The 23019-nt window shown below is 70.7% G+C and carries 21 protein-coding genes; 18 read left to right on the top strand and 3 right to left on the bottom strand.

Features of this window, described 5'->3' with window-relative positions:
* Positions 1-97: 97 nt before the first annotated feature.
* From B0I32_RS49175 to B0I32_RS49115, 13 genes are all read left to right on the top strand, one after another.
* Entirely contained in the window at positions 98-514 is a 417-nt protein-coding gene (locus tag B0I32_RS49175) for a hypothetical protein (protein WP_106251555.1), read from the top strand.
* Complete coding sequence (locus tag B0I32_RS49170; protein WP_106251553.1) at positions 511-1329, top strand: TlyA family RNA methyltransferase; 819 nt, start codon at positions 511-513, stop codon at positions 1327-1329. Before B0I32_RS49175 ends, B0I32_RS49170 begins: the two co-directional genes overlap by 4 nt.
* Positions 1326-2225, top strand: coding sequence for an NAD kinase (locus B0I32_RS49165; RefSeq protein WP_106251551.1), 900 nt, complete (start codon positions 1326-1328; stop codon positions 2223-2225). The genes B0I32_RS49170 and B0I32_RS49165 overlap by 4 nt, the downstream gene beginning before the upstream one ends.
* A 101-nt stretch (positions 2226-2326) precedes the next feature.
* Positions 2327-4036 (top strand): DNA repair protein RecN, encoded by a 1710-nt coding sequence (gene recN / locus B0I32_RS49160; RefSeq protein ID WP_106251549.1) that lies wholly within the window; start codon positions 2327-2329, stop codon positions 4034-4036.
* A 73-nt stretch (positions 4037-4109) separates the two neighbouring features.
* Complete coding sequence (gene steA / locus B0I32_RS49155; protein WP_106251548.1) at positions 4110-5306, top strand: putative cytokinetic ring protein SteA; 1197 nt, start codon at positions 4110-4112, stop codon at positions 5304-5306.
* Positions 5303-6280: a copper transporter gene (locus B0I32_RS49150; RefSeq protein ID WP_106251546.1), complete on the top strand. Its 978-nt coding sequence runs from the start codon at positions 5303-5305 to the stop codon at positions 6278-6280. The genes steA and B0I32_RS49150 overlap by 4 nt, the downstream gene beginning before the upstream one ends.
* A 2-nt stretch (positions 6281-6282) precedes the next feature.
* Positions 6283-7146, top strand: a complete 864-nt coding sequence (locus B0I32_RS49145) for a hypothetical protein (RefSeq protein WP_106251544.1) — start codon at positions 6283-6285, stop codon at positions 7144-7146.
* Between the two features lie 99 nt (positions 7147-7245).
* A complete protein-coding gene (murJ, locus tag B0I32_RS49140) occupies positions 7246-8838 on the top strand; it encodes a murein biosynthesis integral membrane protein MurJ (protein WP_181308633.1) in 1593 nt (530 codons plus the stop codon).
* A 606-nt stretch (positions 8839-9444) separates the two neighbouring features.
* Positions 9445-10500: a glycosyltransferase gene (locus tag B0I32_RS49135; RefSeq protein WP_106251594.1), complete on the top strand. Its 1056-nt coding sequence runs from the start codon at positions 9445-9447 to the stop codon at positions 10498-10500.
* Positions 10501-10695: 195 nt separating this feature from the next.
* A complete protein-coding gene (locus tag B0I32_RS49130) occupies positions 10696-11679 on the top strand; it encodes a TerC family protein (RefSeq protein WP_106251541.1) in 984 nt (327 codons plus the stop codon).
* 108 nt (positions 11680-11787) lie between these two features.
* A complete protein-coding gene (locus B0I32_RS49125; protein WP_181308627.1) occupies positions 11788-12429 on the top strand; it encodes a phosphatidylserine decarboxylase in 642 nt (213 codons plus the stop codon).
* Positions 12416-13246 carry a CDP-diacylglycerol--serine O-phosphatidyltransferase gene (pssA, locus tag B0I32_RS49120; RefSeq protein WP_106251537.1) on the top strand — a complete coding sequence of 277 codons (831 nt, stop codon included), beginning with the start codon at positions 12416-12418 and terminating at the stop codon, positions 13244-13246. The genes B0I32_RS49125 and pssA overlap by 14 nt, the downstream gene beginning before the upstream one ends.
* Before the next feature lie 47 nt (positions 13247-13293).
* Positions 13294-13569 (top strand): hypothetical protein, encoded by a 276-nt coding sequence (locus B0I32_RS49115; protein WP_106251536.1) that lies wholly within the window; start codon positions 13294-13296, stop codon positions 13567-13569.
* Between the two features lie 171 nt (positions 13570-13740).
* Here B0I32_RS49115 and B0I32_RS49110 read toward each other — a convergent pair whose 3' ends face one another.
* The gene (locus B0I32_RS49110; RefSeq protein ID WP_106251535.1) at positions 13741-14397 is read right to left on the bottom strand and encodes an MBL fold metallo-hydrolase; all 657 of its coding nucleotides are present in this window, start codon (positions 14395-14397) and stop codon (positions 13741-13743) included.
* Positions 14394-15215, bottom strand: a complete 822-nt coding sequence (locus B0I32_RS49105) for a maleylpyruvate isomerase family mycothiol-dependent enzyme (RefSeq protein WP_181308625.1) — start codon at positions 15213-15215, stop codon at positions 14394-14396. Before B0I32_RS49105 ends, B0I32_RS49110 begins: the two co-directional genes overlap by 4 nt.
* Before the next feature lie 219 nt (positions 15216-15434).
* On the opposite strand from B0I32_RS49105, the gene uvrA reads away from it, so the two are divergent.
* Positions 15435-18275 (top strand): excinuclease ABC subunit UvrA, encoded by a 2841-nt coding sequence (gene uvrA / locus B0I32_RS49100; RefSeq protein ID WP_106251532.1) that lies wholly within the window; start codon positions 15435-15437, stop codon positions 18273-18275.
* A gap of 161 nt (positions 18276-18436) precedes the next feature.
* On the opposite strand, the gene B0I32_RS49095 is transcribed toward uvrA, so the two are convergent.
* Positions 18437-19165, bottom strand: coding sequence for a DUF2306 domain-containing protein (locus B0I32_RS49095; protein ID WP_106251530.1), 729 nt, complete (start codon positions 19163-19165; stop codon positions 18437-18439).
* Positions 19166-19322: 157 nt separating this feature from the next.
* Here B0I32_RS49095 and B0I32_RS49090 point away from each other — a divergent pair, with 157 nt between their 5' ends.
* From B0I32_RS49090 to uvrC, 4 genes are all read left to right on the top strand, one after another.
* Positions 19323-19826, top strand: coding sequence for a Rieske (2Fe-2S) protein (locus B0I32_RS49090; protein ID WP_181308623.1), 504 nt, complete (start codon positions 19323-19325; stop codon positions 19824-19826).
* A gap of 102 nt (positions 19827-19928) precedes the next feature.
* The gene (locus B0I32_RS49085; RefSeq protein ID WP_106251528.1) at positions 19929-20387 is read left to right on the top strand and encodes a Rieske (2Fe-2S) protein; all 459 of its coding nucleotides are present in this window, start codon (positions 19929-19931) and stop codon (positions 20385-20387) included.
* 45 nt (positions 20388-20432) lie between these two features.
* Entirely contained in the window at positions 20433-20912 is a 480-nt protein-coding gene (locus tag B0I32_RS49080; protein ID WP_106251526.1) for a Rieske (2Fe-2S) protein, read from the top strand.
* 84 nt (positions 20913-20996) lie between these two features.
* On the top strand, positions 20997-22925 hold the full coding sequence (gene uvrC, locus B0I32_RS49075) for an excinuclease ABC subunit UvrC (RefSeq protein ID WP_425438148.1): 1929 nt from the start codon (positions 20997-20999) through the stop codon (positions 22923-22925).
* The last annotated feature ends 94 nt before the right edge of the window (positions 22926-23019 follow it).

The following is a 23019-nucleotide window of genomic DNA, read 5'->3' as shown; positions in this document are numbered from 1 at the left end:
GGTAGCGTTCCACATCACTAGCACCCCCGTATGGGCTTCAACGTGTGACACGCCTGCCAAGGTCCCGGCAGCTCCCGGGAGGCGTTACGGTCGAGTCATGAGTGAGCTGCCGGAGGAGACCGGCGACGAGCGGGTCGACGCCATCGTGGCGCGCCTCGGCGGGCTGGGCGAGCTGCCCGTGAACGAGCACGTCGCGCTCTTCGACGAGGCGTTCTCAGGGCTTGAGAGTACGCTCGCCGCAGTGGATGAGCCGACGGCCGGCCAGGGGCAGCTGTCGCCGGACGGTGGACGGCCCCTGCCGAGCGGGCCGACGCCAGGTGGATCGATGCCAGGCGGTCCGACGTCAGGCGGGCTGGCGCAGGGCGGGCGGATGCCGGGTGAGCCGGGGCAGAGCGGTCCGATGCCAGGTGGGCCGGTGCAGGGTGGGCGGATGCCGGGTGAGCAGCACTCGCCGAGCGAGCGGCCGCGGCCCGGTGGATGGTTGCCGGGTGAGCGGGCCGTGGGACGCCCGTGAGCCGCAGGATCCGGCTCGACAGCGAGCTCGTACGCCGCGGCATGGCCAGATCGCGCGAACAGGCCGTCCAGCTCATCGAGGCCGGCCGGGTCAGCGTCGGCGGCCAGCGGGCCCAGAAGGCGGCCACCCAGGTCGACACCGCCTCCGCCATCGTCGTAACGACCTCCGACGACGACGGTCCCGACTACGTTTCGCGCGGAGCGCACAAGCTGCTCGGCGCGCTGGACACGTTCGAGAATCTGAAGGTGGAGGGCCGCCGCTGCCTCGACGCGGGCGCCTCCACCGGCGGGTTCACCGACGTGCTGCTGCGCCGCGGCGCCGCCCACGTGCTGGCGGTGGACGTCGGCTACGGGCAGCTGGCCTGGTCGTTGCGCAACGACGAGCGGGTGACCGTCATGGAGCGGGTCAACGTGCGCGACCTCACCCCCGAGATGGTCGGCGAGGAGCCGCCCACGCTGGTGGTGGGCGATCTGTCGTTCATCTCGCTGCGGCTCGTGCTGCCCGCGCTGGCGGCGGTGGCCGCGCCCAGGGCGGATTTCGTGATGCTGGTGAAACCCCAGTTCGAAGTGGGCAAGGATCTGGTCGGGGCGGGCGGGGTCGTGCGCGATCCCGGGCTGCGGGCGCGTTCGGTCCGCGACGCCGCGGCCAAGGCGACGGAGCTGGGGCTGAGTGTGCGCGGCGTGACCGCGAGCCCGCTGCCGGGACCGTCAGGAAATGTGGAATATCTGCTCTGGCTGGGCAAGGGGGAAGGCGAGCCTCAGGTCGCCGACCTCGACGCCGAGATCGAGCGGGCCGTCGCGGAAGGGCCGCAATGAATCGGACCGTGCTGGTCGCCGTGCACACCGGGCGCGGCGCCGCCATCGACAGCGCCCGGTTGGTGATCAACCGGCTGGTCGACGCGGGCATCAACGTCAAGGTGCTGGACGCCGAGGCCGGCGAGATCGGCTGCGGCGGGGCCGAGGCGGTGCCCGCGGACGCGGGCGCGGCCAAGGACGCCGAGGTCATGATCGTGCTCGGCGGCGACGGGTCGCTGCTGCGCGCCGCCGAGCTGGCCAGGCCCGCCGGCACGCCGCTGCTGGGCGTCAACCTCGGCCATGTCGGGTTCCTGGCCGAGGCCGAGGTCGCCGACCTCGCCGCGGCCGTCGACAGCGTCGTGGCCGGCCGGTACGACGTCGAGGAGCGGATGACCATCGATGTTCTCGCCCGGCAGAACGGCCGCGTGCTGGCCGACACCTGGGCGCTCAACGAGGTCACCGTCGAGAAGCAGGAACGCATGCTGGAGGTCGTCGCGGAGATCGACGGGCGGCCGCTGTCCAGGTGGGGCTGCGACGGGGTGATCTGTGCCACTCCGACGGGTTCGACCGCCTATGCCTTCTCCGCCGGCGGCCCCGTCGTCTGGCCGGAGGTCGAGGCGCTGCTCATGGTGCCCATCAGCGCGCACGCGCTGTTCGCCAAGCCGCTGGTGGTCTCCCCGCGCTCGACGCTGGCCGTCGAGATCCTGCCCGACACCCCTGGCGGCGTCCTGTGGTGCGACGGGCGCCGCAGGTTCGAGCTGCCGTCCGGGACGCGGATCGAGGTCCGCAGGGGCGCCGAGCCCGTACGGCTGGCGCGGCTGCACGGGGTGGAGAGCACCGGCGCGCCGTTCACCGACAGGCTGGTCGCCAAGTTCGAGCTTCCTGTCCAGGGGTGGCGCGGAAGGGTTCGCCCCTGAGTGAATGGCCTGAGTGAATGGAAGGCGGAGCGCGTAGGATCACGTGGGCATGATGAAACGCCTCCGGCGGCGTCGGACACGGCAGTGAACGGGAGTGGGCAGTGCGACCAAGGGTCGAGGAGGTCCGCATCCAGGGGCTCGGCGTCATCGACGAGGCCGTGCTCGAGCTTTCGCCTGGCTTCAACGTGGTCACCGGTGAGACGGGTGCGGGCAAGACGATGGTCGTCACCGGGCTCGGGCTGCTGTTCGGCGGCCGGGCCGACCCGTCGCGCGTGCGGCCGGGAGCCGACCGGGCCTCGGTGGAGGGCACGCTCGTCATCGAGCCGGGCGGGCGCGTCGCCCAGCAGGTCGAGGACATCGGCGGCGCGGCCGAGGACGGCGAGCTGATCATCTCCCGCACCGTCTCGGCCGAGGGCAGGTCCAGGGCCTGGCTCGGCGGGCGCACGGTGCCCGTGGGCACGCTCACCTACCTGGCCGACGACCTGGTCGCCGTGCACGGGCAGATGGACCAGCAGCGGCTGCTGCAGCCGGCCAGGCAGCGGGCGGCGCTCGACCGTTACGCCGGCGACGAGCTGGTCAAGCCGCTGCGGGCCTACTCGCAGGCGTACAAACGGCACAAGAAGGTGGGCGCGCAGCTCGAAGAGTTGACCACCAGGGCCAGGGAGCGGGCGCAGGAGGCCGACCTGCTGCGCTTCGGCCTCGACGAGGTCGAGAAGGTCGATCCCAAGCCGGGCGAGGACGTCGAGCTGCGCGGCGAGGAGGAGCGGCTCTCGCACGCCGACGCGCTGCGCAGCGCCGCGACCACCGCCCACACGGCGCTGCTCGGCGACCCGATGGAGGCCGCCGGCGGCCCGCACGACGTGATCTCGCTGCTGGGCGAGGCCAAGGCGGCCGTGGAGGCCGTGCGTGACTTCGACACCCAGCTCGCGGGGGTGGCCGACCGGCTGGCCGAGGCGGGCTACCTGATCTCCGACGTGGCCACCGACCTGGCGGCGTACGCGGAGTCGATCGAGGCCGATCCGGCGCGGCTGGCCGCCGTCCAGGAACGCCGGTCGGTGCTGTCGAGCCTGATCCGCAAATACGCCGAGGACAGCGCGGGAGTGCTGGCGTGGGCGCAGCAGTCGGCCGCGCGCCTGGCCGAGCTGGAGGGCGACGACGAGCGCATCGGCGAGCTGACGCGCGAATACGAGGAGCTCACCGCCCGGCTCACCGACCTTGCCGACGAGCTCACCGCCGTGCGTGAGGCCGCCGCCGAGCGGTTCGGCCAGGCCGTGACCGACGAGCTGACCGCGCTGGCCATGCCGCACGCCAGGGTCGTGGTCCAGCTGACCCAGAGCGCGGAGTTCGGTCCCGAGGGCCGGGACGAGGTGGAGCTGCGGATGGCCGCTCATCCGGCCGCGCCGCCGCTGCCGCTCAACAAGGGCGCCTCGGGCGGTGAGCTGAGCCGGGTGATGCTCGCCATCGAGGTGGTCTTCGCCGGTGCCGATCCGGTGCCGACCTTCGTGTTCGACGAGGTCGACGCGGGCGTCGGCGGCAAGGCCGCGGTCGAGATCGGGCGCCGGCTGGCCCGGCTCGCCCGCACCGCGCAGGTGATCGTCGTCACGCACCTGCCGCAGGTCGCGGCCTTCGCCGACCAGCATCTCGTGGTCGAGAAGGCGAGCGACGGCAGCGTCGTGCGCAGCGGCGTCGTCACGCTCAACCACGAGGGCCGGGTACGCGAGCTGTCCCGGATGCTGGCCGGGCTGGAGGACTCCGAGCTCGGCCGGGCGCACGCGGAAGAACTCCTCGGGCTGGCGGCGGCCGACAGGTGATCCTGGGTGACATAGCGGACACGCCGCGTCATGCGTGGCCCCCGCGCTGTTTCCCTCTGGCAGGATGGTCTTGATGAAGGTTCCGGGAAGCAGAATGCCGGGCCTCCGCGGGAGGAAGGTCGGAGACCTTCCCGGTGTAACGGCAGTGGCGAGAATCGACCGGCGGACCAAGAGGCTGACAAAACGCCTCCAGCCCGGGGAAATAGCGATTATCGACCATGTTGACGTTGACCGGGTCAGCGCGGAGGCTCTCGTCGCATGCGGTGCTTCGGCCGTGGTCAACGTGGCCAGCGGTATCAGCGGGCGCTATCCCAACCTGGGGCCTCAGATTCTGCTCGACGCGGGGGTGCCGTTCGTCGACAACGCCAACCAGGAGTTGTTCGAACGGGTCAAGGACGGTGATGTCGTACGGGTCTGCGACGGCGTCGTCTACCTCGACGACGACGTGGTCGGCAAGGGCGAGGCGCAGACCCCTGAGGCCGTCGAGGCGGCCATGGCCGAGGCGCGGGCCGGGCTGGCCGTGCAGATCGAGGCCTTCGCCGTCAACACGATGGAATACGTCCGCGGTGAGGGCAAGCTGCTCATCGACGGTGTGGGCGTGCCCGAGATCCGCACGCCCATGGAGGGCAGGCACGCCCTCATCGTGGTGCGCGGATATCACTACAAGGAAGACATCGCCACCCTGCGCCCCTACATCCGCGAATACCGCCCGGTCCTCGTCGGGGTCGACGGCGGGGCCGACGCGCTGCTGGAGGCCGGCTACCTGCCCGACGTGATCGTCGGCGACTTCGACTCGGTCTCCACCAAGGCGCTGACCTGCGGCGCCGAGCTCGTCGTGCACGCCTACCGCGACGGCAGGGCGCCCGGCCTGGAGCGGGTGCACCAGCTCGGCAGGGAAGCGGTCATCTTCCCCGCCACCGGCACCAGCGAGGACATCGCGATGCTGCTGGCCGACGACAAGGGCGCCGAACTGATCGTCGCGGTCGGCACCCACGGCACCCTGGAGGAGTTCCTCGACAAGGGCCGCTCCGGCATGGCCAGCACCTTCCTCACCCGGCTGATCATCGGCAGCAAGCTCATCGACGCCAAGGGCGTCAGCAGGCTCTACCGCAGCCGCATCACCACGTCCCAGCTGCTCCTGCTCGTGATCACGGCGCTGATCACCATGGGGGTCGCGCTCTTCCTGTCGCCGCTCGGCCAGACCTGGCTCAACGGCCTGCAGGACGTCTGGAACGCATTCATCTTCTGGTTGGTCGGACTCTTCTCGTGATCGATTTTCGCTACCACCTCGTCTCCATCGTCGCGATCTTCCTGGCCCTCGCGGTCGGGATCGTGCTCGGCACCACGCTGCTGCAGGAGCCGGCGGTCAAGTCGGCCCAGGAGCTGACGGCCCAGCTCACCAAGACGAAGGAGGAGCTGCGGGCCCAGATCGACACGCTGCAGGGCCGCGAGGCGGGCAACGACAGCTTCATCACCTCCGTGACGCCCGACCTCGTCTCGGGAGACCTGGCCGGTCAGCGGGTGCTGCTGATCGAGACGCCGGGCTCCGGCAGCGCCGCGCGCGAGTCCGTGCAGCAGGTGCTCGACCAGGCCGGGGCGGAGATCTCCGGCCGGGTCACGCTGACCGAGAAGTTCCTCGACCCCAAGGGCAGAGGCGTGCTCGACGGCCTGGTCAACCAGCTCAAGCCGGTTAACATGGTCTTCCCGGCCACCACCACCAGCTGGGACCGGGCCGCCACGCTGCTGGCCTCCGCCCTGGTCACGACCGACCAGACGCAGAGCGGCACCCCCAACACCGCCGCCGCCGACGTCGTCAGCACGTTCGAGACCGGTGGCCTGCTCAGCACCGAGGGCGAGGTGACCAAGCGGGCCACGCTCGCGGTGATGTTCGCGCCGGAGAAGGTGTACGAAGGGGAGAGCGCCGAGACCCAGGCGGGCGCGCTCGTCTCCGTCGCCGACGGCTTCGACGTCGGCGGCATGGGCACGGTGCTGACCGGGATGGCCGCCACCACGGCCCTGCCCGGCGACGCGATCAGCGCCGTACGCGACGAGGGCGAGGTGTCCAAGCGCGTGTCCACGGTCGACACCGTCGACATGCCCCTCGGGCGCGTCGTGATCGTCTATTCTCTCCGCGAACAGCTGGCCGGGCGCGCCGGTCAGTACGGCGTGGGCAAGGGGGCCTCGGCCGCCATGCCCGTGGAGACGTCCGCCACTCCGTCCCCCACCGCAACGTCAGGGAGCTGACCATGCCAGCCAGCCGGGCCCGTGGCCTGCTGTACGCCCTCGCCGGCGCCGCGATCGGCGCCGCCGCGGCGCGGGCCGCCTACGCGGCGTTCACCCGCAACCGGCCCGCCGACCTGAGCGGCCGCTGGACCAGGAAGAACCACCGCGGCGAGCCCATCACGCTGCTCGAAGGCCCCGCGTTCGTGGCCGGCTCCAGCGCCGCCGCCGCGCTCGCGCCCGGCCTGACCCCGCGCGTACGCGCCGCCGCGCTGCTGGCCGGAGCCGGCAGCGGCGCACTCGGCGCCTACGACGACCTCTACGGCACCACCTCCTCCAAGGGCTTCAAGGGCCACCTCAGCGCGCTGGGCCGCGGCGAGGTCACCAGCGGAGCCGTCAAGATCCTCGGCATCGGCGCCACCGGCCTCGGCGCCGCCGCCCTCGTCTCGCAGGGCCCCGCCGACACCCTGGTCAACGGCGCCACCATCGCCGGCACCGCGAACCTGGCCAACCTCTTCGACCTGCGCCCCGGCCGCGCCATCAAGGTGGCCCTGCTGACCGGTGGCCCGCTGCTGGCCGCCTCGCTCCTGCGCGGCTCGCCCGCCGCGGCGGCGCTGGCCGCCGTGCCGCTGGGCGCCGCCGCCGCGCTGCTGCCCGACGACCTCGGCGAGCGCGCGATGCTCGGCGACGCCGGCGCCAACGCCCTGGGCGCGCTGCTCGGGCTCGCCGCCGTCACTCAGCTCGGCCGGCCCGGCCGCTACGTCCTGCTGGGCACGGTCGTGGCGCTGACCGCGGCCGCGGAGAAGGTCAGCTTCACCAAGGTCATCGCGGGCAACCCGGTGCTCCACCGGATCGACATGCTCGGCCGCCGCCCGGCCGACGCCGTGTGACCCGGCCGGCGCGATTGTCGGTCCGGCCTGCCAGGATGTCTGCGTACGCGTGATCGGCGGCGGGGTCATCGGCGGCGGGGCTGAGGAGGCCGGGTGGGCATGGTGACGGCGCGGGGCGTCGCGGGCGGGGCGATGCTCATCGGAGCCATCACGGTGCTGGCGCGCGTCGTGGGCTTCGCCAAGCAGTACGCCTTCGCCAGGACCGTCGGCACCAACTGCCTGTCCACCGCCTACATGACGGCCAACCAGATCCCCAACATCGTCTTCGAGGTGGTCGTCGGCGGCGCGCTGGCCGGGATGGTCGTCCCCGTGCTGGCCGGCGACCTGTCGCGCGAGCGGGCGGGGCGGATCGGCTCGGCGCTGCTCACCTGGGTGGTCGTCGTGCTCGTCCCGCTGAGCGCGCTCATGGCGCTGCTGGCCGGGCCGGTCATCGGGCTCTTCGTCGGCGCCGCGGTGGACGGCTGCCAGGACACCTCGGCCGTGGCCGCCGTGGCCGCCCGGATGCTGGTCGTCTTCGCCCCCCAGATCCCGCTCTACGGCGTGGCCGCCGTCCTCTACGGCGTGCTGCAGTCGCACAAGCGCTTCGCCGGGCCCGCCGTCGCGCCCCTGGTCTCCAGCATCGTGGTCATCGTCGCCTACCTGCTGTTCGTGCCGCTCAGCGGCGGCGTGGCCGATCCGGCGACGCTGCCCGAGCCGGCCGAGCTGGCGCTGTCGGTGGGAACCAGCCTTGGAGTGCTGGCGCTGGTGCTGACCGTGCTCGGGCCCGTGGCGCGGCTCGGGCTGCGCTGGCGGCCCACCTTACGGTTCCCCGACGGCGTGGCCGGGCGGGTGCGCAGGCTCGCCCTGGCGGGCATCGCCGCGCTGCTCGCCCAGCAGGCGGCCATGATCGTGGTGCTGGTGCTGTCGAACAAGGCGATCGGCAACGGCGCCATCGCCGTCTACAACTACGCGTGGGCTATCTATCTGGTGCCGTACGCCGTGCTGGCCGTGCCCATCGCCACCAGCGCGTTCCCCCGGCTGTCCGCGCAGGCGGGCGATCCGGCGGCCTTCGCGGCGCTCTCGGCCCGCACGACCAGGGCCGTGGTGCTGGTGTCCGGCTTGGCCGCCGGAGTGCTGGCCGCCGCGTCCGGCCCCGGGGCGATGGTCTTCCTGGTGGACAAGAGCGACGTGCCTCCCGCCGAGCTGGCGGCGGCGATCGCGCTGTTCGCGCCGGGACTGGTGGGATACGGGCTCATCGCCCATCTCAGCCGGGTGCTCTACGCGGCCGGCCACGGGCGGGCGGCCGCCACCGGCACCGTGGCCGGGTGGTGCGTGGTCATGGTGGCCCAGGTCGGGTTCGTGCTCGTGCTGCCCGAGGAGTGGGAGATCGGCGGGATGGCGCTCGGCATGAGCGTCGGCATGACCGTGGGCGGGGCGTCGCTGCTCGCCTCCGTGGTCCGGGCGCGGGGGCGCCCGGCCGCGGCCGGGCTGGGCAGGGCCGTGGGGGCGGCGCTGGCCGGTGGGGTGCTGGGGTGGCTCGCCGGGGCCGGCGTGGTGGGGTGGCTCGGGGCGAGCGGCCTGTGGCCGAACGTGGCCGCCGCCGCCCTGGCCGCCGTCGTGGCGCTGGCCGTCGGCGCCGCGGTCGTGGCGGTGGTGGACCGGGCGGACGCTGACGCGGTGGTCGGCATGCTGCGGCGGGGCGGTCCGGGCTGAGCATGGGACGTTGCCGCAGGGGCCGGCTGAGCACGGTGATCCGGGCAGGGGCGTGCGCTGTGGGTGCGCTGCGGATCGGGGAGGCCGGATGGGTCGCTGCGGGGCGGTCAGGCCGGAGGGCTCTCTGTGGGGCGGGAAGGCCAAAGGGCTCGCTGTGGGGCGGCCAGGGGCGCGGGGGATCGATCGGGCCGGACAGGGGCTGTTTGCGCGACAGGTCCGGCGGTCGGTTGGTATGGGTAGGGGTGCGGCGGTGGGTCAGCTTGACGGCCGATCGGTGTGGATAAGGCCAGTGGTTTGGGTCGGGCCGAGCGGGCGAGTTGTCGGTTCGCTCAGGGTGTCTGGTGGTTGGTGTGCTCAAGGTGGCAAAGCGGACAGGCTGGACAGGGCGGACAGGGTGGTTGGCTCGTTCGGGGCGGGCGGGCGGACGGTCGTCGGTTGGTTCGGGGCAAGCGGTCGTTGGCATTTCGGGGCGGGCGGACGTTGGTCGGTTGGTTCGGGGCAGGCGGTCGTTGGCTTTCTCGGGGTGGGTGGGTTGTCGGTTGGTTTCGGATGGAGTGAGTGGGCGGTGGTTGGGTTGGGAGCGGTGAAATGAGGAGGGAGCGGGTTGTGCGGGTGGCTTTCGTGCTGGGCACCACGACCGGTGGTACGGGGCGGCATGTTCTGACGTTGGTGGAGGAGCTCGTACGCCGGGGACACCAGGTCGTCGTGATCGGGCCCAGGAGTGTTGAGGAGCAGTTCGCCTTCGGCGGTGCGGGGGCCGGGTTCGTGGAGGTGGCCGTCTCCGATCGGCCGCACCCGGTGAACGACCTGCGGGCTGTGCTGGCCGTGAGGCGGCTGACCAAGGGGGCCGACGTGGTCCACGCCCATGGGTTGCGGGCGGGGGCGCTGGCCGGGCTGGCGCGGCGGGGGGCCGTGGTGACGTTGCACAACGCGCTCACCGCGGGCGGGTTCGTCGGTCTGGCCTACGGGGTGCTGGAGCGGATCGTGGCCCGGCGGGCGGGGCGTGTGCTGGTCGTCTCGCCCGACCTGGGGCAGCGGATGACCGGGCTCGGCGCCCGCGACGTGCGGGCCGCTCTGGTGACGGCGCCGGTGCCCCGGCCGCCGAAGCGTACGCCGCGGGAGGTCAGGGAGGAACTGGGCGCGGGCGAGCGGCCGATTCTGCTCACCGTCGCGAGACTGGCCCAGCAGAAGGGTCTGGAGACGCTGCTCGACGTCGCCGCCGGGCCGTGGCGCGACGCCCGGCCGCTGTTCGTGGTGGCGGGGGAGGGGCCGTTGCGCGGAGAGTTGCGGCGCAGGATCGACGCGGAAGGGCTGCCCGTCACGCTGCTGGGTCACCGCGAGGACGTGCCCGATCTGCTCGGCGCCGCCCTGGCCCTGGTGATGCCGAGCCGGTGGGAGGGGCAGCCGCTCACGCTGAGGGAGGCGCTCATGACGGGGACGCCGGCCATCGCCTCGAATGTGGGCGGCATTCCGGAAATCTTGGGAGATGCCGGAATCATGGTTCCGTACGGCGACGTCGAGGGGTTGCGCGCGGCCGTACAGGAGCTGCTGTCCAGCCCGCGAGCTGCGGAAACGCTGGCCGAGGCGGCCACGCGGCGGGGCGGGGAGATGCCGGATGACGACGACGTCGTCGAGAGTGTGCTGGCCGCGTACCAGAAGTGAGTGAGGGGGATGGTTAGGCGGGCCCGATCCGTTCTCATATACTGCCTGGGTTAGGGAGGGGAGTATCCCTTCGCGACAGCCTCGTCATCACGGTGCAGCCCCACTCCACGGGGCCCCCGGGGCTGCCGGTCCGCAGATTTCGGCGGGCGGGAGAGACCTCCGGCAATGAAGCGTGCATGCTGCCGGAGGGTCTGAGTGACTGAACCCCTGTGGGCCTGGATCGCCGTGATCGGTGGTCTGTTGGTCGTCATCGCCATCGACTTGTGGATCGTCGACCGTGGGGAAGCCCGCGAATTCTCCATGCGGCAGGCCGGATACTGGGTGACGTTCTACGTCGCCCTCGCGGCCGCCTTCGCCGTGTTGTTGTGGAACACCTCCGGAGCCGACCGGGCCGGCGAGTTCGTCGCCGGTTACATCACCGAATACAGCCTGAGCATCGACAACCTGTTCATCTTCTTCATCATCATGAGCCGGTTCGCCGTTCCCAAGCTTTACCAGCACAAGGTGCTGCTCGTCGGCATCCTGCTCGCGCTCGTGATGCGCGGCGCGTTCATCGCGCTCGGCGCCGCGGCGCTCGAGCGGTTCGGCTGGCTGTTCTACGTCTTCGGCGCCTTCCTCGTCTACACGGGGATCAACATCGTCCGCCAGCACCTGAAGGGCGAGGAGGAGGAGTTCAAGGAGAACATCCTGCTCCGCTGGGTGCGCAGGGCCTTCCCCACCACCGAGGGCTACGTCGGCTCGAAGGTCACCGTGCGCATCGACGGCAGGCGCATGGTCACCCCGATGCTCATCGTGATGGTCGCCATCGGCAGCACCGACCTGTTGTTCGCCCTCGACTCGATTCCGGCGATCTTCGGGCTCACCAAGGACCCCTTCATCGTCTTCACGGCCAACGCGTTCGCCCTGATGGGGCTGCGTCAGCTCTACTTCCTCCTCGGCGGCCTGCTGCAGCGGCTCGTGTACATCAGCTATGGTTTGGCGTTCATCCTGGGGTTCATCGGGGTTAAGCTCGTATTGGAGGCGTTGCACTCCAGCCATGTCTCCTGGGCGCCCGAAATTCCCATCTGGGTGTCGCTCTCGGTCATCGGCGCCACCATGGTCATCACCACTGTGGCGAGCCTGATCAAGGCCCGCATGGACGCGCGCAAGGGCGAGCAGACGCACTCGGAGCAGGTCTAGCGAAATGGGCTTCGAGGCGCTTTGCTTGTGTAGTTGTGCCGTGTCATAGTTGCTCGTTCTGTAACATCACGGCAAAGCGCCCAGTCCAGTCACCACCAAAGGTTGTTCGTGTCAGACGATTCTGCAAGCCCGAGCCGTGTGAGGCTCGCGCGAGGGGTCTCCCCGTGGCTTCTCCCGACGGCGGCCACGGCGGCCGTCACCGTTCTGCTGACGCGCCGGAACCGGCGATGGGCGCTCGCGGCGGTGCCGCTGAGCGCGCTCACCGGGGGCATGCTCTGGTTCTTCCGCGATCCCGACCGCACTCCCGGCCACGGCCGTGTCCTGTCGCCGGCCGACGGCGTGGTGCAGAGCATCGACCCGTGGCCGGACGGCCGCACCAGGGTCGCGATCTTCATGAACCCGCTGAACGTGCACGTCAACCGTGCCCCTCTTGCGGGAAATGTCACCTCCGTGCAGCATGTGGCAGGTGGGTTCCTGCCGGCGTTCAATAAGGACAGCGACCAGAACGAGCGCGTGGTGTGGCATTTCGAGACCGCGCTGGGCGACATCGAGATGGTGCAGATCGCGGGCGCGGTGGCGCGCAGGATCGTGCCGTATCTGAGCGCCGGGGCGAAGGTGGAGCAGGCCGAGCGGATCGGTCTCATCAGACTCGGCTCGCGGGTCGACCTCTACCTGCCCGAAGGGATCACTCCCGCGGTGTCCGTGGGTGACAAGACGGTTGCGGGGGTGACCAGAATTGACCACGGCTGACGCCGGCAGCTGGCAGGCGGACGAGGAAGAACCGCGCGGTCCCGTGGGCAAGGCGTTCCGCCTGTCCGCCGCCGACTCCCTCTCCCTGGGCAACGCCGTCTGCGGGTTCCTCGCGGTGTGCGTCCTCGCCTACTCCGCCATCCAGCAGCTCCAGGTCGACGGCGGGCGATTCACCCCCGAGCCCAGCTACTTCGCCACCGCCATCGTGCTGCTGCTCATCGGCGCGACGTGCGACCTGTTCGACGGGCTCGTGGCGCGGCGCTTCCGCGCCTCCGCGATGGGGGCCGAGCTGGACAACCTGGCCGACGTCATCAGCTTCGGGTTCGCGCCCGCGTTCATGGTGGTGATCTGGGGCGGATTCACGCCGCAGGTACCGTTCACCGCGGTGCTCGCGGCGGCGGCGGCCGTGCTGGTCGCCGGGGTCGTCCGGCTGGCCAGGTTCGCCTGCGTCAAGACCAAGAGCGGCGACTTCATGGGGCTGCCCATCCCGATGGGCGCCATGACCGTGATCTCCATCGTGCTGCTCTTCCAGCCGAGCGTCTGGTCGCTGGCGGCCGTGCTCGGCGTGGCCTGGCTGATGGTCAGCCGGATCGAATACCCCAAGCCGAAGGGGCAGCTCGCCGCGGTCGTCCTCGGCTGGATCATGGTGAACGTGGCGTTCCTCACCGTGTGGGTCGCCTGGCCCCAGGGCGGGGACCTGCCGATCAAGATCGGGGCGAGCATGCAGATCGCGCTCGTCGCCGCGATTCCGCTGCGGGTGCTGTTCTACAAGCGCGAGCAGCGTAAGGAAGCCGCCCGGATTCGCATCGGCCACTGATGCGGCACTGACGGGATTTTTCGTCTTACTTCGGCTTTGATGGAGCCATGTCGGCTACGCCGCGCGAGCACACGCGCACGTACTATCTCGGCAAGCTGGCCACGGAGCTGGAAGAGCGCGGGCTGACCGCCCTGCTGCGGAGTCATCCGCCCGCGCTGCGCATCAGCCATCCCGACACGTTCATGCTGGCCGAGACCGTGGACTGTGTGCCGCTCTCCGGCGGATGGTTCTACCGCTGGTCGTGGGGCGAGCTCGTCGGCCTGGCCGACGAGCCCGCTCTCGCGGCGGCGCGGATCGAGCGCGTGCTGGCCGCGCGTCCGTGACCTGTTCGCGTGTGGCCGCCCGCCCGTGATGTAGCCCCGGGCGTGACCTGTTCACGTGCGGCTGCCCGCCCGTGATGGAGCCCCGAATGTCGGCCGCGTCCGTGACGTAGCCCTCGGGCGTGGGCCGCGCGCCCGAGGGCTACGTCACGGCGCCGGCCGCGCGGTCGTGGTCTACCAGCCTCTGGCGCGCCACTCGGGGAGGGAAGGACGCTCGGCGCCCAGGGTGGTGTCCTTGCCGTGGCCCGGATAGACCCAGGTCTCGTCGGGCAGGCGGTCGAAGATGCGCTCCACCACGTCGTTGAAGAGCTGGTCGAACCGCTCGGGGTCCTTGTTGGTGTTGCCGACGCCGCCGGGGAACAGGGAGTCGCCGGTGAACAGGTGGTGACCGGCCTCGCCGCCGTCGTAGAGCACGGCGATCGAGCCGGGCGTGTGACCGCGCAGGTGGATGACCTCAAGGGTGACCTCGCCGACCGTGATCGTGTCGCCGTGCTCGACCGTGCGGTGTACGGGCAGCGGGAGCGCGGGCGCGTCGAGCGGATGGGCCACCAGCCGGGCGCCGGTCACCTTGGCCACCTGCTCCAGCGCCTGCCAGTGGTCGCCGTGCTGATGGGTGGTGACGATCGTGCCCACCGGCTGCTCGCCCATCAGCGCGAGCAGGCGGTCCGCGTCGGCGGCGGCGTCGATGAGCAGGCCCTCGCCGGTCTCGGTGCAGCGCAGCAGGTAGGCGTTGTTGTCGTACGGGCCGACGGCGAGCTTGGAGACCGTCAGTGCGGGCAGCTCGCGCACGTCGGCGGGACCGCCGACCTGAACGTCGCCTGTGTACGTCATGGATAGTCCTTCGGGGGCGTCGCGGGCAGATCAGCGGGGGCGGGCATCGTCAGCCACGGCGGCGGTGGTGGAAGACCCGCGCCTCCGGGGCCTGGCAAGAACGACTGCCCCACGGGCAACAGACTAACGCCCTCACCGCTGGAGCGGCCGGTGAGCCAGGCCAGCATGTCGCGTGGCGTGCCCGCGACCGCCGGCCCGTCCCCGAGGCCACGCCACCGGGCGACGACCTCGGGCTTACCGGGACACCGGTGAGAGGACGGGGAGAGGAGGACGATCTCGCTCACCGTGCCGTGGTCGTGGGGCCAGCTGGCGCGGCAGTCGTGCAGTTCGCGGCGGACGAACGGGTCCGGCCAGTCGTCCGGGCCGTAGCCGGCGGCGAGGTCCACGTGGTGGAAGCCGACCTCGCGCAGGCGGCGTACCAGGACGTACCAGGCGGGATGGGGCGGCGGGCGCATGCCCTCGACCCGCGCGGACCAGGCGCGGTCCGGCAGGTCGCGGACGGCGGCGGCGAAGCGGGCGGCGCCGTCCTCCAGTTGAGTCAGGTGCAGGGCGGCCGGCCGGGCGGCGTGGGCCTCGATGGCGGCCGCCCGGGACTCGTACGAGCTGTATTGAGGGGTGCGGACCCCGGTCCTCGCCCAGGTCAGCAGGCTGATGTAGGAGTCGGCGTTGGCGGCGAGGTGGGCCAGGACGTGTCCCCTGGTCCAGCCGGGCAGAAGGGAGGGGGCGCGGACGTCGGCGTCGGAGAGGGAGGCGGCCGTGGCCAGCAACTGGTTGGTCGCCGAGGCCAGCTCGGCCCGCAGCGCCGCGAGGACGGTCATGTCTAGATATTTCATCATCTATCGTGTCTGGGGTGGGCAGGGCATAAAACCCCAGGTCAAGCGGTTGTATCGGGAAGGACTCCTGCCTAGGCGGGAGATGGCCGTAACCTGTGAGAGACGGATTTTCGACTGGCCGAGGATCGGGCCGCCGGAAATTGTCGGAGCCCCCGTCTACCATCGCCCGTTGGACCTATCCGCCTTTCGACTTCCGGGATCGCCGTGGCAGACCGCCTGATCGTGCGTGGTGCACGAGAACACAACCTCAAGGACGTCTCGCTGGATCTGCCGCGGGACTCGCTGATCGTCTTTACCGGCCTGTCCGGCTCGGGCAAGTCGAGCCTGGCCTTCGACACGATCTTCGCTGAGGGCCAGCGGCGCTATGTCGAGTCGCTGTCGGCCTACGCCCGCCAGTTCCTCGGCCAGATGGACAAGCCCGACGTCGACTTCATCGAGGGTCTGTCGCCGGCGGTCTCCATCGACCAGAAGGCCACCAGCAAGAACCCGCGCTCGACCGTCGGCACGATCACCGAGGTCTACGACTACCTGAGGCTGCTGTGGGCGCGCATCGGCAAGCCCCACTGCCCGGTGTGCGCGCGCCCGATCGCCAGGCAGACGCCGCAGCAGATCGTCGACCGGGTGATGGACCTGGAGGAGGGCACCAGGTTCCAGGTGCTCGCGCCGGTCGTCAGGGGCCGCAAGGGCGAATACGCCGAGCTGTTCCGCGAGCTGCAGACCAAGGGCTTCGCCAGGGCCAGGGTCGACGGCACGGTCGTGCGGCTGGAGGAGCCGCCGACGCTGAAGAAGTACGAGAAGCACGACATCGAGGTCATCGTCGACCGCCTGTCGGTCAAGGACACGGCACGGCGCAGGCTCACCGACTCGGTCGAGACGGCGCTGCAGCTGTCCGGCGGCACGATCACGCTCGAGTTCGTCGACCTGGCCGAAGACGACCCCAACCGCGAGCGCTTCTACTCCGAGCACCTCTACTGCCCCTACGACGACCTGTCGTTCGAGGAGATGGAGCCGCGCTCGTTCTCCTTCAACTCGCCGTTCGGCGCCTGCCCGGAGTGCACCGGTCTCGGCACCAAGATGGAGGTCGACCCCGACCTGGTGGTGCCCGACCCCGAGCGTGAGCTCGGCGACGGCGCGATCCACCCGTGGTCCGGCGGCCACACCAGCGAATACTTCTCCAGGCTGATCGAGGCGCTCGGCCACGCGGTCGGGTTCACCCTCGAGACGCCGTGGGAGAAACTGCCGAAGAAGGCGCAGAAGTCGCTGCTGTACGGCCACGACGAGCAGGTCCACGTCCGCTACAGCAACCGCTACGGCCGCCAGCGCTCCTACTACACCACCTTCGACGGCGTCATCCCGTGGGTGCAGCGCCGGCACGCCGAGGCCGAGAGCGACTCGGCCCGCGAGCGGTTCGAAGGCTACATGCGCGAGATCCCCTGCCCGGCCTGCAAGGGGGCCAGGCTCAAGCCGGTCACCCTGGCGGTGACCGTGGCCGGCAAGTCGATCGCCGAGGTCGCGGCCATGTCGATCGGCGAGTGCGCCAAGTTCCTGGCCGCGCTCAAGCTGTCCGACCGCGACATGCACATCGCCGAGCGGGTGGTCAAGGAGATCAACGCCCGCATGGGCTTCCTGCTCGACGTCGGCCTCGACTACCTGACCATGGACCGCGCCGCCGCCACGCTCGCGGGTGGCGAGGCGCAGCGCATCAGGCTGGCCACGCAGATCGGCTCCGGCCTGGTCGGCGTGCTCTACGTGCTCGACGAGCCGTCCATCGGCCTGCACCAGCGCGACAACATGCGCCTGCTGGACACGCTGGTCAGGCTGCGCGACATGGGCAACACGCTGATCGTGGTCGAGCACGACGAGGACACGATCGCGGCGGCCGACTGGGTGGTCGACATCGGGCCCGGCGCGGGCGAGCACGGCGGCCAGGTCGTCGTCTCCGGCACCGTCCAGGACCTCCTGTCCAGCGAGGAGTCCATGACGGGCGCCTACCTGTCCGGGCGCAGGAGCATCCCGATCCCCGCCAAGCGCCGCAAGCGCGACAAGAAGCGGCAGATCACGGTCAAGGGGGCGCGCGAGCACAACCTCAAGGGCGTCGACATCGAGTTCCCGCTGGGGATGTTCACCGCGGTCACCGGTGTGTCGGGGTCGGGCAAGTCGACGCTGGTCAACGACATCCTCTACAACGCCCTGGCCAAGGAGCTCAACGGGGCGCGCACGGTGCCGGGGCGTCACTCGCGGATCAACGGCATGGACCAGGTCGACAAGGTCGTCCACGTCGACCAGTCGCCGATCGGCCGCACCCCGCGTTCCAACCCGGCGACCTACACCGGCGTCTTCGACCACGTGCGCAAGCTGTTCGCGGCCACGGCCGAGGCCAAGGTGCGCGGCTACCAGCCCGGACGGTTCAGCTTCAACGTCAAGGGCGGGCGCTGCGAGGCGTGCGCCGGCGACGGCACCATCAAGATCGAGATGAACTTCCTGCCCGACGTCTACGTCCCCTGCGAGGTGTGCCACGGCGCCCGCTACAACCGGGAGACGCTGGAGGTGCACTACAAGGGCAAGACGATCGCCGAGGTGCTCGACATGCCGATCGAGGAGGCCCTGGGCTTCTTCGACGCCATCCCCGCGATCAAGCGCCACCTGCAGACGCTCAACGACGTGGGGCTCGGCTACGTACGGCTCGGGCAGCCGGCCACCACGCTGTCCGGCGGCGAGGCGCAGCGGGTCAAGCTGGCCTCCGAGCTGCAGCGGCGGCAGACCGGGCGGACCATCTACGTCCTCGACGAGCCGACCACCGGCCTGCACTTCGAGGACATCAGGCGGCTGCTCGGCGTGCTGGGGCGGCTGGTCGACGGCGGCAACAGCGTGATCGTCATCGAGCACAACCTCGACGTCATCAAGACCGCCGACTGGATCATCGACATGGGGCCCGAGGGCGGCTCGCGCGGCGGCACGCTCGTGGCCAGCGGCACGCCCGAGGAGGTCGCGCTGGTGGACGAGAGCCACACGGGCCGCTTCCTGCGCAAGATCCTCGCGTTCTGACCCCGATGGTCCCGCCCGCCGAACAGCCGGCGAGCGGGACCATCGGGGCTAAGCGGCTTCGCGCACGGTGCTCGGGCGGCGCGGCGATCGAGGGCGCGGTGTTCGGTACCGGGTTTCGGATGTTACGTGGCGGCTTTGGGTGCGGTGTTCGGTTTTCGGTGTTACGCGGTGCGGCGGGCGCGGGCGCGGCGCTTGGCGGCGTCGCCGCGTTCCAGCCACCACTCGGCCACCAGCAGCGGCAGCACCCAGCCCAGCCAGGTCGCCAGCCCCGACACCGTGGCGACCATCAGTTCGACGTCGCCGTGGAAGGTCGTCTCCAGCTGCGGCTCCAGCAGGATCACGAACAGCACGCTGTAGAGCCGGTTCGTGATGATGGACATCGTGAGCGCGAAGCTGCGGATCATCCACCGGCGGTGGTCGACGAACCTGCGCTGCCTGGCCATCCGCCACCCGGCCACCGTGACGCCCAGCCAGAGCAGCGCCAGCGTGACGTCACTGGCCCGCGTCACCGGCCCGTACGGCGTCGCCACACCCACCACCAGACCCAGCACGCCGGCCGGCAGGCAGCCGCCGAACACGTACACGCGGCCGATCAGCCGGTGCGCCCGCGGATAGCGGGCGCGGAACCACGGCCAGATCTGCAGGCAGCACGTGATCATCGCGATCGAGCCGAACACCACGTGCAGCGAGAGCATCACGAAGTGCGGCGGGAAGAAGTCGGGAGCGGGAACGCGCGACCGCGCCGGATCCAGCGACAGGTACGGCGGCAGCGAGAAGGCGATGAACGCGACCGCCACCACCATCAGCGGCGCCACCCACGGCCGGCGCCACCACCGGGGCCGGGACACCTGAGCGGAGGGGGCAGCGGGACGTGGAGTCGTAGTCGTCATGCAGGCAGCCTGGGGCGGGCCGCTGACCGCCGGCTTACCACCCGCTGACCGGACCGGCGGGTCCCGTCAATAGGGTGGGGTTCTGGGTCGAGACCGCAGCTCCGGGGGCGGACGCAGGAGCGCGGGCACAGACGAACACACGAACGGGGGTGGAGCCATGTCCGGAAACGGGGCGGAGCGTCGGGAGGTGCCGGGCGCGACCAGAACCGCCGGGAACGGGGCGGGGCGTCGGGAGGTGCCGGGCGCGACCGGGACTGCCGGGAACGGGTTGGGGCGCCGGGAACTGCTGGGCGCGACCGGGGTCGCCGCGTGCGGGCTGGCGGCACTGACCGCCTGCGGCTCGGAAGGGGTGCAGGCCAAGCCGAGCCTGAAGGGAAAGGTCCTGGCCAAGACCGCGGACGTGCCCGTCGGCGGCGGCAAGCTGATCGAGGACCTCAAGATCGTGGTGACGCAGCCGGCGCAGGGCGTCTACAAGGCCTACAGCTCGGTGTGCACGCACAAGGGCTGCCAGGTCGGCACGCCCGCGGACAACGTCATCAGATGCGCCTGCCACGGCAGCGAGTTCGCCGCCGACACCGGGCAGGCCACCAAGGGGCCCGCGAGCGCGCCGCTGACCTCGTTCAAGGTGAAGGTCGAAGGCGACGGGATCGTGGTCGCCTAACCGGTAATAGTGCGTGGTCGCCCGGATTGACCTCAGGCACGCTGAACCGGCGCCAGGGCGCTGGCCGTACCTGAAGTGAAAGACAATCTGGGAGGACACACCATGACGGAAACGACGCGCCGGACAGTGGTGTTCGGCGCCGGGAGCGCAGGGCTCGCGGCGGTTCTGACGGCCTGTGCCAGCTACGGCTCGCCGACGACAGAAGTGAACGAGGAGCCGGCCGCCGAAGAGCCGTCGTCCGACGCACCGAAGAAGAAGAAGGCGGACTCCAAGCCGAAGGCGCTGGCGGACGTCAGCGACATCCCGGAGGGAGGCGGGAAGGTCTTCGAGAAGCAGAAGATCGTCGTGACGCAGCCGACCGCGGGGGAGTTCAAGTGCTTCACGGCGGTCTGCACCCACCAGGGCTGCCTGGTGGCCACGGTCTCGAACAAGACGATCAACTGCCCGTGCCACGGCAGCAAGTTCAGCATCGAGGACGGCTCGGTGTCGGCCGGTCCGGCGGGTGACCCGCTGGAGGAGAAGCAGATCGAGGTCGACGGCGACAAGATTAGACTCGCCTGAGTTTCGTCTCATGAATTTCTCACCTGTGTACGTTTGGGTGAGCGCATGGCAGATGACCTTCAGAGCCGCAGGGCGGTGTTCGCAAGCGTCGGCGCGGGTGGCCTGGCGCTTGCGATCAGCGCGTGCAGCGGCGGCGGCACCGATACGACGGCGAACACCACCCCCGACGCGGGCACACCCGAGTCCAGCGCGCCCCAGTCCGGAGCACCGGAGTCCAGCGCGCCGGCGGCCGATGGCGGTGGCGCGCTGGCCAAGACGGCCGACATCCCCGTGGGCGGAGGCACGGTCTTCAAGGATCAGAAGATCGTGGTGACGCAGCCGACCGAGGGCGAGTTCAAAGCGTTCAGCGCGCTCTGCACGCACAAGGGCTGCCCGGTCGGCTCCGTCGAGGAGGGCGCGATCGTGTGCCCGTGCCACGGGAGCAAGTTCGCCATCGCCGACGGCTCCGTCACCGGCGGCCCGGCCGACAAGCCGCTGGCGGCCCAGGAGATCAAGGTCGACGGCGACCAGATCATGCTGGCATAGCCGGACGATTCGTGGCGTGCCCGCCGTACCATCACGAAGAGTACGGCGGGCAACCTTGTCGGTGGGGGCTACTAGGCTGGCAGCGTGGTCAGATCAACGGGCAGCACCTTGAGTTTCCGGCCCAAGCCGGGGTCGATCCCCGAGTCCCCAGGGGTCTACCGGTTCAGGGACACGCACGGCCGGGTGATCTACGTCGGCAAGGCCAAGAGCCTGCGCCAGCGGCTCAACTCCTACTTCGCCGACTTCTCCGCGCTGCATCCGCGCACGCAGTCGATGCTGACCACGGCCGCCGACGTCGACTGGACGGTCGTCGGCACCGAGGTGGAGGCGCTGCAGCTCGAATACTCCTGGATCAAGGAGTTCGACCCGCGCTTCAACGTCAAGTACCGCGACGACAAGTCCTACCCCTACCTCGCGGTGACCATGGGCGACGACTTCCCGCGCGTGCAGGTCATGCGCGGCGCCAAGCGCAAGGGCACCCGCTACTTCGGCCCCTACTCCCACGCCTGGGCCATCCGCGAGACCGTCGACCTGCTGCTGCGCGTCTTCCCCGTGCGCACGTGCAGCGCCGGGGTGTTCAAGCGGGCCGGGCAGATCGGCCGGCCGTGCCTGCTCGGCTACATCGACAAGTGCTCGGCGCCCTGCGTCGGCCGGGTCACCCCCGACGAGCACCGCGACCTGGCCGAAGACTTCTGCGACTTCATGGCCGGCAACACCACCCGCTTCATCAGGCGGCTGGAGAAGGAGATGCGCGAGGCCGCCGCCGAGCAGGAATACGAGCGGGCGGCCCGGCTGCGCGACGACATCCAGGCGTTGCAGCGGGCGCTGGAGAAGCAGGCGGTCGTGCTCGGGGAGGGCACCGACGCCGACGTCATCGCGCTGGCCGAAGATCCGCTGGAGGCCGCCGTACAGGTCTTCTACGTACGCGGCGGACGCATCCGCGGCCAGCGCGGCTGGGTCGTCGACAAGGTCGAGGAGACCACGCCGGGCGAGCTGGTCGAGCAGTTCCTGCTGCAGATGTACGGCGAGGCCAGCCCCGACTCGCTGCCCCGAGAGGTGCTCGTCCCGCACCTGCCGCCCGACGCCGAGGCCGTCGCCGAGCTGCTGACCGAGCAGCGGCGCTCCCGCGTCGAGGTGCGCGTGCCGCAGCGCGGCGACAAGAAGTCGCTGATGGAGACCGTCGAGCGCAACGCCAAGGAGTCCCTCGCGCAGCACAAGATCCGCCGCGCCAGCGACCTGACCACCCGCAGCAAGGCGCTGCAGGAGATCGCCGACGCGCTCGACCTCGACCAGGCGCCGCTGCGCGTCGAGTGCTACGACGTCTCCCACCTGCAGGGCGAGAACGTCGTGGCGTCGATGGTGGTCTTCGAGGACGGCCTGGCCCGCAAGAGCGAATACCGGCGTTTCGCCGTCAAGACCAAGGAGGGCGACGTCGCCTCGATCCACGAGGTGATCATGCGCCGGTTCCGCCGCTACCTGGAGGAACGCTCCGCGACCGGCGAGCTGGCCCCCGACGACGACGCCGGCGCCGGGCCGATCGACCCGGAGACGGGCAAGCCGCGCAAGTTCGCCTACCCGCCCAACCTCGTCGTCGTCGACGGCGCCGGCCCGCAGGCGGCCGCCGCGCAGCGGGCCCTCGACGAGCTCGGCATCGACGACGTGGCCGTGTGCGGTCTGGCCAAGCGGCTGGAGGAGGTGTGGCTGCCCGGCGACGACCAGCCGGTGATCATGCCTCGTTCAAGCGAGGGTCTCTACCTGCTGCAACGGGTGCGTGACGAGGCACACAGGTTCGCCATCACCTACCATCGTTCCAAGAGGTCAAAGACGGTGAAGGAGAGCGCGCTCGACGGTGTGCCCGGCCTGGGGCCGGCGCGCAGGCAGGCGCTGCTCAAACACTTCGGCTCCGTGAAAAAGCTACGCGAGGCCACTGCCGACGAAATCTGCGCGGTTCCCGGCATCGGCCCGTCCATCGCCGAGGTCATCGTGTCGACGCTGAAGGGAGAGTCACCTTGATCTCGCCAGGATGCCAGGGTGTCCACGCCGGGGAGGCGTACGGTCCGGTCCGTCATGGCCGGGTTCCGTCGAAACCATCGATCGCCCCTGACGG

The sequence above is a fragment of the Nonomuraea fuscirosea genome (genome assembly GCF_003001935.1).
Taxonomy (GTDB): domain Bacteria; phylum Actinomycetota; class Actinomycetes; order Streptosporangiales; family Streptosporangiaceae; genus Nonomuraea; species Nonomuraea fuscirosea.
This window is presented reverse-complemented; position numbering and strand designations above follow the sequence as displayed.

Coding starts and splice junctions, on each gene's coding strand:
- B0I32_RS49110 (WP_106251535.1), bottom strand. CDS start 14,397: ATGACGTACACAGGCGACGTTCAGGTCGGCGGTCCCGCCGACGTGCGC.
- B0I32_RS49115 (WP_106251536.1), top strand. CDS start 13,294: ATGTCGGCTACGCCGCGCGAGCACACGCGCACGTACTATCTCGGCAAG.
- murJ (WP_181308633.1), top strand. CDS start 7,246: ATGGTGACGGCGCGGGGCGTCGCGGGCGGGGCGATGCTCATCGGAGCC.
- B0I32_RS49175 (WP_106251555.1), top strand. CDS start 98: ATGAGTGAGCTGCCGGAGGAGACCGGCGACGAGCGGGTCGACGCCATC.
- B0I32_RS49085 (WP_106251528.1), top strand. CDS start 19,929: ATGACGGAAACGACGCGCCGGACAGTGGTGTTCGGCGCCGGGAGCGCA.
- B0I32_RS49095 (WP_106251530.1), bottom strand. CDS start 19,165: ATGACGACTACGACTCCACGTCCCGCTGCCCCCTCCGCTCAGGTGTCC.
- B0I32_RS49080 (WP_106251526.1), top strand. CDS start 20,433: ATGGCAGATGACCTTCAGAGCCGCAGGGCGGTGTTCGCAAGCGTCGGC.
- B0I32_RS49165 (WP_106251551.1), top strand. CDS start 1,326: ATGAATCGGACCGTGCTGGTCGCCGTGCACACCGGGCGCGGCGCCGCC.
- B0I32_RS49090 (WP_181308623.1), top strand. CDS start 19,323: ATGTCCGGAAACGGGGCGGAGCGTCGGGAGGTGCCGGGCGCGACCAGA.
- B0I32_RS49105 (WP_181308625.1), bottom strand. CDS start 15,215: ATGACCGTCCTCGCGGCGCTGCGGGCCGAGCTGGCCTCGGCGACCAAC.
- B0I32_RS49145 (WP_106251544.1), top strand. CDS start 6,283: ATGCCAGCCAGCCGGGCCCGTGGCCTGCTGTACGCCCTCGCCGGCGCC.
- steA (WP_106251548.1), top strand. CDS start 4,110: ATGAAGGTTCCGGGAAGCAGAATGCCGGGCCTCCGCGGGAGGAAGGTC.